The sequence below is a fragment of the Kitasatospora sp. NPDC059327 genome, assembly GCF_042752535.1.
Taxonomy (GTDB): Bacteria; Actinomycetota; Actinomycetes; order Streptomycetales; family Streptomycetaceae; genus Kitasatospora.
The window spans coordinates 42539-49151 of record NZ_JBHYYB010000007.1 but is presented as its reverse complement, the minus strand read 5'-3'; the positions used below and the strand labels follow the sequence as shown (position 1 = coordinate 49151).

Below are 6613 nucleotides of genomic sequence, written 5' to 3'. Positions count from 1 at the left end.
GGGGCGGGTTCCGGGCCGCCCGGCGGTTCGGGGGGGGGGGGGGGGGGGGGGGGGGGCGGGCGGGGGGGGGCGGGGGGGGGGCCCGCGCCCGGGGGGCGCCCCCCCGCGCCCGGGAGCGGGGCCCGGCCCCACCCAGGCCCCGGCAAGAGCTGAGCGCGTGTTCGATAAGCGATCAGAACCGAACTCATTTCAACGCACTGTGCAATGTCACACAACTCAAAGGCGCGCGTCAAGCGCCTCGTCGGGCCGAGTTCCGGCTGTGACACGAGGACGCCACCAAGGCTCTCCACCGGGCCGTCCGGCCTGAGGTCCGGTCATCGGCGAGTCCGTGCAAGGCACTTGAGAGCGGCTTTCCCCTATGCCTATGCTGCGTTGCTTTCTGTTGGGATTCCAGACAGACCTCAACAGCGATGGACTGCCGATCCCCACCCCCCCCACTCGCGCACTCCTCAACACCTGGTGGAGCACGCACACCTCGGAGCAGTGGAACTTCGCCCCGAACCCGGACGGCACGGTGCGCATCACCGACAACTGCTACACCGGTACGCAGAACCACGGCACGCTGACCGGCGGACCGGCGGGCGCGCCCGCCCGGGTGCGGAACGCCTACGACCCCGGCGAGCCCGCCCAGAAGTGGTACGTCGTCCAGGACACCGCGACCGGCGCGCTGACCGTCACCAACGTCGCCACCGGTCTCGTCCTGGCCGCCCCGCAGGCCGCCGCCGGGTCCCCCGTCGTCCTCGGCCGGGCCGACGGATCGGCGGCGGGGCAGTCCTGGAGCCTGCTCTCCTGACGCCCCTCCTCCCGCTGCCCCGGCCCCGGCGCCTCGCCGGAGCCGGGGCGGTCGCGGCCCCGGCCGGGTCAGCGCCGGGGCGCTCCGGCGCGCCGCAGCACCACCTGGGGCAGGACGAACCAGGTGGCGGTGAACCAGGCGAACACGACGCCGCTGAGGGTCCAGGCCAGCGCCGCGTCACCGGTCGCGGTGCGCAGCAGCAGGAGCAGCGCGGCGGTGATGGTGAGCGCGAGGGCGACCAGGCCGACGGCGATCAGGCGGCCGGCGACCCGGACGAGTTCGGGCTTGAGGCCGTGGCCGGTGAGGAACCGGTGGAAGGCCACCGGTGCGACGAGTGCGCCGGTGGCGACGGCGCCGAGGAGGACGGCGACCACGTACAGGTTCCGGTCGAAGTCGGGCAGGGCGGCGAAGCGCGGGGTGAAGGCGACGCCGACCAGGAAGCCGAAGAGGATCTGGGCGCCCGTCTGGGCCACCCTGACCTCCTGGAGCGTCTCGTTCCAGAGACGGTCCGCCCGCTGCTGCGGTGTCTCGTGGCGACCGGACGCCGCCGGGCCGCCGGGCCCCTGGTCCGTCACCGCTCGCCTCCTCCGGCACGGTCGCCCGGGCTCGCCGGTCGAGGTCCCGCGGCGTGCCCCTGTTTCCTACCCCCGTCACCCGCTGCCACGCTCCGCCGCCGTCACCCGCCGCGGGGTCGCCGTCGGGTTCTCGGTCATCGCCGAAAACCTACGTCGGTCGGCCGCGCGTCGCCTGCCGGGGAAGCACCGGCCGCAGAAGCACCGGCCGAGCCGCGGCGGGCGGCCGGGGCGGGTTCCACGCGCGGCGACGGCCTCCGTACGCGGCGGCGGCGGCCGCGCCGGCGGTGGCGGCCGGCGGGGCGCCGGGAGGTGAACGCCCGCCCCGACGCCGGGAGGAAGAGCCGGGCCACCTCTCCCCCCAGGTTGACCCCGATGGCCAGGGCCATCGCGGTGGCACACGCGCGGCCGACCCAGCTGCACCCGGCCTCGGGGCGGCCCTGGACGAAGGCGAGCATGCCGAAGTACAGCGCCGCGCCGGGCATCAGCGGGCCGAGGGCCGCCGTGACGTGCGGCAGCGCGGACATGGCCCGGTAGCGGGCCATCAACTGGCCGAACAGGCCGACCAGCCCGGCGGCGAGCCCGGTGGCCACGATCGGCTCGACGCGGGCGTCGGTCAGGACGGCGTAGGTGGTCCAGCCGACCGCGCTGTTGAGGACGACCAGGGCGAGCGTCGCGCGGTCGGTGCGCAGCAGTACCGCGAAGGCCAGGGCCACCAGCATCGCGGCCGCCAGTTGGAGCGGCAGGTTCACCGTGCTGCCCGGCCTCGCGTCGGGGGTCAGGTCCGCGTCGCCACTGACGCCCAGGTACAGCACCGTCATGACGCCGATCACGATGCCGGCCATCAGGTAGAGCACTTCGAGCAGCCGGGCGGCCGCGGTGAGGTAGAAACCGGTCAGGCCGTCCTGCGCGGCGGCCACCAGGGGACGGCCGGGGAGCAGGGCGAACAGCCCGCCGGTGATCACCACCGAACCGCACAGGTGGAGCCCGTTGAGCGAGAGCAGGCTGCCGATCGCGGCGGCGGGGGTCGCCGCGATCACGAACCCGTAGAACTCGGGCAGGTCGTGCCGGGCGACCAGGGCGGCCAGCCGGTCCCCCGCCAGCGCGGCGACGAAGGCGATCGCGAAGACCAGCCAGGCCCGGCCGTCCGCCCGGCCGCCGACCAGGAGGGTCGCGGAGCCGGCCAGCAGCCCGGAGGCCGGCACCAGGAGCCACTCGGGGTACGGCGGCCGGCGGTGCGCGGTGAGGGCGGTCAGCCGCTCGCACGCGCGCTCCGCCACCAGCTCGCCGGCCGTGATGGCCGAGACCAGGCGGAAGACGTCGGCGAGCCGGGTGTAGTCGCTGGCCGGGCGGCGGACCGCCCGTTCGGCCGTCAGCGGAGGATCGTCCGGTGTCGGCTGGTGGGAGATCGCCACCAGGGTGAAGGTCACCTGCGGTTCGCAGGGGTAGATCCGGTAGGCGTGGGCGACGCCCAGCATCGCGCCCTCCACGTCCTCGGCGGACTCGCCGCTGGCGAGCAGCGACTCGCCCACCCGCAGGGCGAGGTCGAGGACGCGCGAGGCCTCGGCCGGGCCGGGCCGTTCCTGCGGCCCGGCGCCGATGGCGACCGGGCGTTCGGCCATCGGTGTCCGGACCAACGGCCGCATCCGGTCCGGCCACGGCGCGGGCCGCTGGGCGGGCAGCGCGCCCGGCTCCGGCGCGTCGTCGCCGGCGCCGGGCTGCCCGCCGGGGTGGCACTGCTTCGACACCGCCGCTCCTCACCGTCGTACCGCCGGCCTTCGTCACGCCCACCGTCGTACCGCCGGCCTTCGCGCCGTCCCCGGTACGGTCGCCGGGGGTGGTACGCGGCGGTGCGCGACCGTTGCCACTACCTCTGGTAGCCGTTCTGCTACCCATGGTGATGTGAGCCAGAACGCCCACGGCGGCGCGCGGAGCGGAGCCCGGCGGTCGTCCCCCTTCGTGCGCTCGGCCGACCGGGTGGCGCCGCACGGCACGGCGGCACCCGGTCGGCGGAGGGCCCGCAGGGGCTCCCGGGCCGTCACGGGCCGCGTGAGGCCCGGGCGGACGGGGCCACAGGGCAACGGGGAAAGGGCGCGGGCGCCCGGTCGGTAGGGGCGGTCAGCCCGCCGCGGGCCGCGCCACCAGGGCGCACGCGGCGGCGGTCACGAAGGATTCGTACGCGCGGTCGGTGGCGCCCGGATCCCCGCGGTCGTAGGCCTGGTAGGAGAGGGCGAACTGCCGGCTGCCGTCGCGGGTGCCGAACACCGCGCTCTCCGCACCGCGGATGTCGCCGGTGTGGCCCCAGATCTCGCCGCACGGGGTGTCGATCCGGGCCACGCCGAGGCCGTACCCGCCGCGCAGCTCCGCCACCGGGACGGTGGTGGTCATCTCGGCGAACTCGGCCGGGCGCAACAGGCGCCCGCCGAACAGCGCGGCGTGGAACCGGTTGAGGTCGCCGACGGTCGAGATCGCACTGCCGGAGGCGTCCGCGACGCTCGGGTTCAACCGGGTGAGGTCGGCCGGACCCTCCGGCAGTTGGACGTAGGTGTGGGCGTGCGGGCCGGGGACGCGGGTGTCGGAGACCGGCAGGAAGGTGTCCCGGAGACCGAGCGGCCGCAGGACCCGCTCGCTCACCTCCTGCCGCCACGTCCGGCCGGTGGTCCGCTCGATCAGCATGCCGAGCAGGACGTAGTTGGTGTTGGAGTAGTGCCAGTCCCGGCCCGGTTCGAAGTACGGCGGGCGACTGTTGGCGATGTCCACGAGCTGCTGCGGCCGGTAGTCGGTCCAGCGGCCCTCGGCCAGGTACCGGCGCACGCTCGCCTCGTCGCGGAAGGCGAACCGGGGGTCGTCGAGGTAGTTGGCGAGGCCGCTGGTGTGGTTCAGCAGCTGCCGCACCGTGATCGCGTCGCCGCCGGGTACCTCGCCGGGCAGCCCGTGCCCGATCGGGTCGTCCAGGCGGATCCTTCCCTCGCCGACCAGTTGGAGCACCACGGTGGCGACGAAGGTCTTGGTGACGCTGCCGGTCCGGAACCGGCTGTCGGCGCGCACCGGATCGCCGAGGGCCAGGTCGGCGGTGCCGGCCGTGCCGCGCCAGACGACCCGGCCGCGGTCGCGGACCTCGGCCAGGGCGGCGGTACTGCCGCCCTGGCGCACCAGGGCCTCCACCTCACCGCGCAGGTCCACGCGCAGGCCGGTGCCCGGCGGCCGACCGACCGTACGGGGCTCCGCCCGCGCGGCGGTGGCAGAAGAGCGGGCTGCGGCGGCGGGGGCGAGCGCGAGCACAGTGGTACCGGCGACGACGGCGGCGGCGATCCGCACGCCGAACCGGCGCCGCGACGGGGCGGTGGTCATGGCAGTCCCTCCCGAGGCCCGCGGACCGGGCCTTCCACCGCCACGTTCGCATCCGCCCTCCGCCGTCGCCCTCCTCCTCAGGGCGGGGGCCGCCCTCCGTCTTCCGGAGGTCTCCCGATGTGTCGTGCTACGACCGGAAGATGAGGTCGCACCGGCCGTCCGGTCCGGCCGGGCGGCGGCGGTCCGTGCCGCCGGCTGCCCGCCGTGTCGGGCGTTCGAAGCGCGGCAGGGGCCGCCGGAGTCGGCCGCGGGCTACTCCCAGAGGCCGGAGCAGCTGTAACCGGTGGTCGACCGCTCCGGTCCGGTCCTGATGTGGAAACTCGTGATGTGCCCGTGGCAGATGCTGCCGTCGGGAGCGACCTCCAACAGCGACGCGTCGACGAGGAGGCGGTTGACCTCCCGCCCCTCGGCCTCGGTGATGCGCTTGAGGAACGCGCGCGGCGCCTTGTGGAACTCGTCCCAGTCCTCCTTGGTGAACTCGACCTCCCAGAACTCGATCCGGTGGTCGTCCTCCTCGTACCTGGGCATGAACTTCGCCATGGTTGATCACCCCGCGATCGTGAAAGGTCCCGCGATTCCAGGCTTCCGCTGCTGGACCGAGGGCGCAACCGCGGTCGCACCGGGTCACCACCGGGCCCCGCCGCTCCGGGGTCCACGGATGGCCCGGGACGAGTCCGGCCGGCCGGTGCGGGAGTCGGAGCCGCGCCGGGCGGCCGGGGTGCGGACCGGGCCGCCGCCTCAGTGCGCCAGCAAGGCGCAGACGAAGTCCTCCTGGATGTCCCGGAGTTCGGCCAGCAGGACCGGGGCACCGCTCTGGTTCACCTGCGAGGTGACCGAGAACGCCAGCGAGCGGCTGCCGTCGGGCGTGCCGACCGCCAGTTGCGTGTAGCCGGCCGTGTTGCCGGTGTGGCCGTAGACCACGCCGCACCGGGTCGTGTAGCGGAAGATCGCCAGCCCGGCCTCGTTGCGGCCGGGACCGGCGGGCTCGGAGGCGCCGTCGACGAAGGTGAGCTGCTGCCCGCGGACGACGGGACCGATCAGCCGGCCGCCGGCGTACCCGCCCATGAAGCGTGCCAGGTCGTCCGGGGTGGAGACGATCCCGCCGGAGGCCCAGGCTCCGGAGGCCCCGAACTGCGTGCTGACGTCCTCGGGCGCCTCGGGCGGCCGGACGGCGTAGCCGTGCAGGTAGGGCCGGGGCAGGCGGTAGCCCGACGGAAGGCTGGTCTGCCGCAGCCCGAGCGGACGGTAGACCACCGTGCGCAGCAGGTCCTCGTAGCGGTCGCCGGAGACGGCCTCGGCCATCAGGGCGACCGCGATGTTGTCGGAGTTGGAGTACGCGTACCGGGAGCCCGGGGTGAACTCCAGCTCCTGGCCGGCGACGAAGTCGAGCAGACAGTGCGGGTCGAACCGGTGGTGCGGGTCGGCCTGGATGATCGCGCGGAACTCGGGCGACCCGCTGTAGTCCGGTAGCCCGCTGGTGTGGTTGAGCAACTGCCGCAGCGTCACCGCCCCCCAGGCCGCGGGAAGGGCCGGAAGGCGCTGGGCCAGCGTGTCGTCGAGCCCGAGCCGACCCTGGTCGACCAGGCCGAGCGCCACCGCTCCGCTGAAGGCCTTGGCCGCGCTGGCGATGCGCATGTGGTCGGTCGGCCGCGGCGGCCGGCCGGTCCCCAGCTCGGCCACCCCGGCCCGCAGCACCTCCCGGTGCGAACCGTGCCGGAGCACGGCGATGACTCCGGGCGGGCCGTCCGCCCGGTCGACCAGTTCCTCCAGACGCCGTTGCAGCCGGGCCTCGTCGTACGCCTGGCCGGCCCGGGCCGGACCGGGCACCAGGGCCAGCACCGAGGCGGCGGTCAGCACGGCGAACAGCGGGCGGAGGCGCGGACGCGTCAGCGGCATG

Annotated in this window: 6 protein-coding genes; 1 reads left to right on the top strand and 5 read right to left on the bottom strand. The window is 75.1% G+C overall.

The window, feature by feature from the left end:
• Window positions 1–382 precede the first annotated feature (382 nt).
• Window positions 383–793 (top strand): RICIN domain-containing protein, encoded by a 411-nt coding sequence (locus ACFXHB_RS06890; protein ID WP_380572736.1) that lies wholly within the window; start codon window positions 383–385, stop codon window positions 791–793.
• 68 nt (window positions 794–861) lie between these two features.
• Here ACFXHB_RS06890 and ACFXHB_RS06885 read toward each other — a convergent pair whose 3' ends face one another.
• The 5 genes from ACFXHB_RS06885 to ACFXHB_RS06865 form a co-directional block, all read right to left on the bottom strand.
• The gene (locus ACFXHB_RS06885; protein ID WP_380572734.1) at window positions 862–1368 is read right to left on the bottom strand and encodes a DUF6328 family protein; all 507 of its coding nucleotides are present in this window, start codon (window positions 1366–1368) and stop codon (window positions 862–864) included.
• A 134-nt stretch (window positions 1369–1502) separates the two neighbouring features.
• Complete coding sequence (locus tag ACFXHB_RS06880; protein WP_380572733.1) at window positions 1503–3113, bottom strand: threonine/serine exporter ThrE family protein; 1611 nt, start codon at window positions 3111–3113, stop codon at window positions 1503–1505.
• Between the two features lie 370 nt (window positions 3114–3483).
• Window positions 3484–4716 carry a serine hydrolase domain-containing protein gene (locus tag ACFXHB_RS06875; protein ID WP_380572731.1) on the bottom strand — a complete coding sequence of 411 codons (1233 nt, stop codon included), beginning with the start codon at window positions 4714–4716 and terminating at the stop codon, window positions 3484–3486.
• A gap of 252 nt (window positions 4717–4968) precedes the next feature.
• Window positions 4969–5256 carry a hypothetical protein gene (locus ACFXHB_RS06870; RefSeq protein WP_380572730.1) on the bottom strand — a complete coding sequence of 96 codons (288 nt, stop codon included), beginning with the start codon at window positions 5254–5256 and terminating at the stop codon, window positions 4969–4971.
• Between the two features lie 198 nt (window positions 5257–5454).
• Window positions 5455–6612: a serine hydrolase domain-containing protein gene (locus ACFXHB_RS06865; protein ID WP_380572728.1), complete on the bottom strand. Its 1158-nt coding sequence runs from the start codon at window positions 6610–6612 to the stop codon at window positions 5455–5457.
• Window position 6613 lies beyond the last annotated feature (1 nt).

Coding starts and splice junctions, on each gene's coding strand:
- ACFXHB_RS06875 (WP_380572731.1), bottom strand. CDS start 4,716: ATGACCACCGCCCCGTCGCGGCGCCGGTTCGGCGTGCGGATCGCCGCC.
- ACFXHB_RS06865 (WP_380572728.1), bottom strand. CDS start 6,612: ATGCCGCTGACGCGTCCGCGCCTCCGCCCGCTGTTCGCCGTGCTGACC.
- ACFXHB_RS06870 (WP_380572730.1), bottom strand. CDS start 5,256: ATGGCGAAGTTCATGCCCAGGTACGAGGAGGACGACCACCGGATCGAG.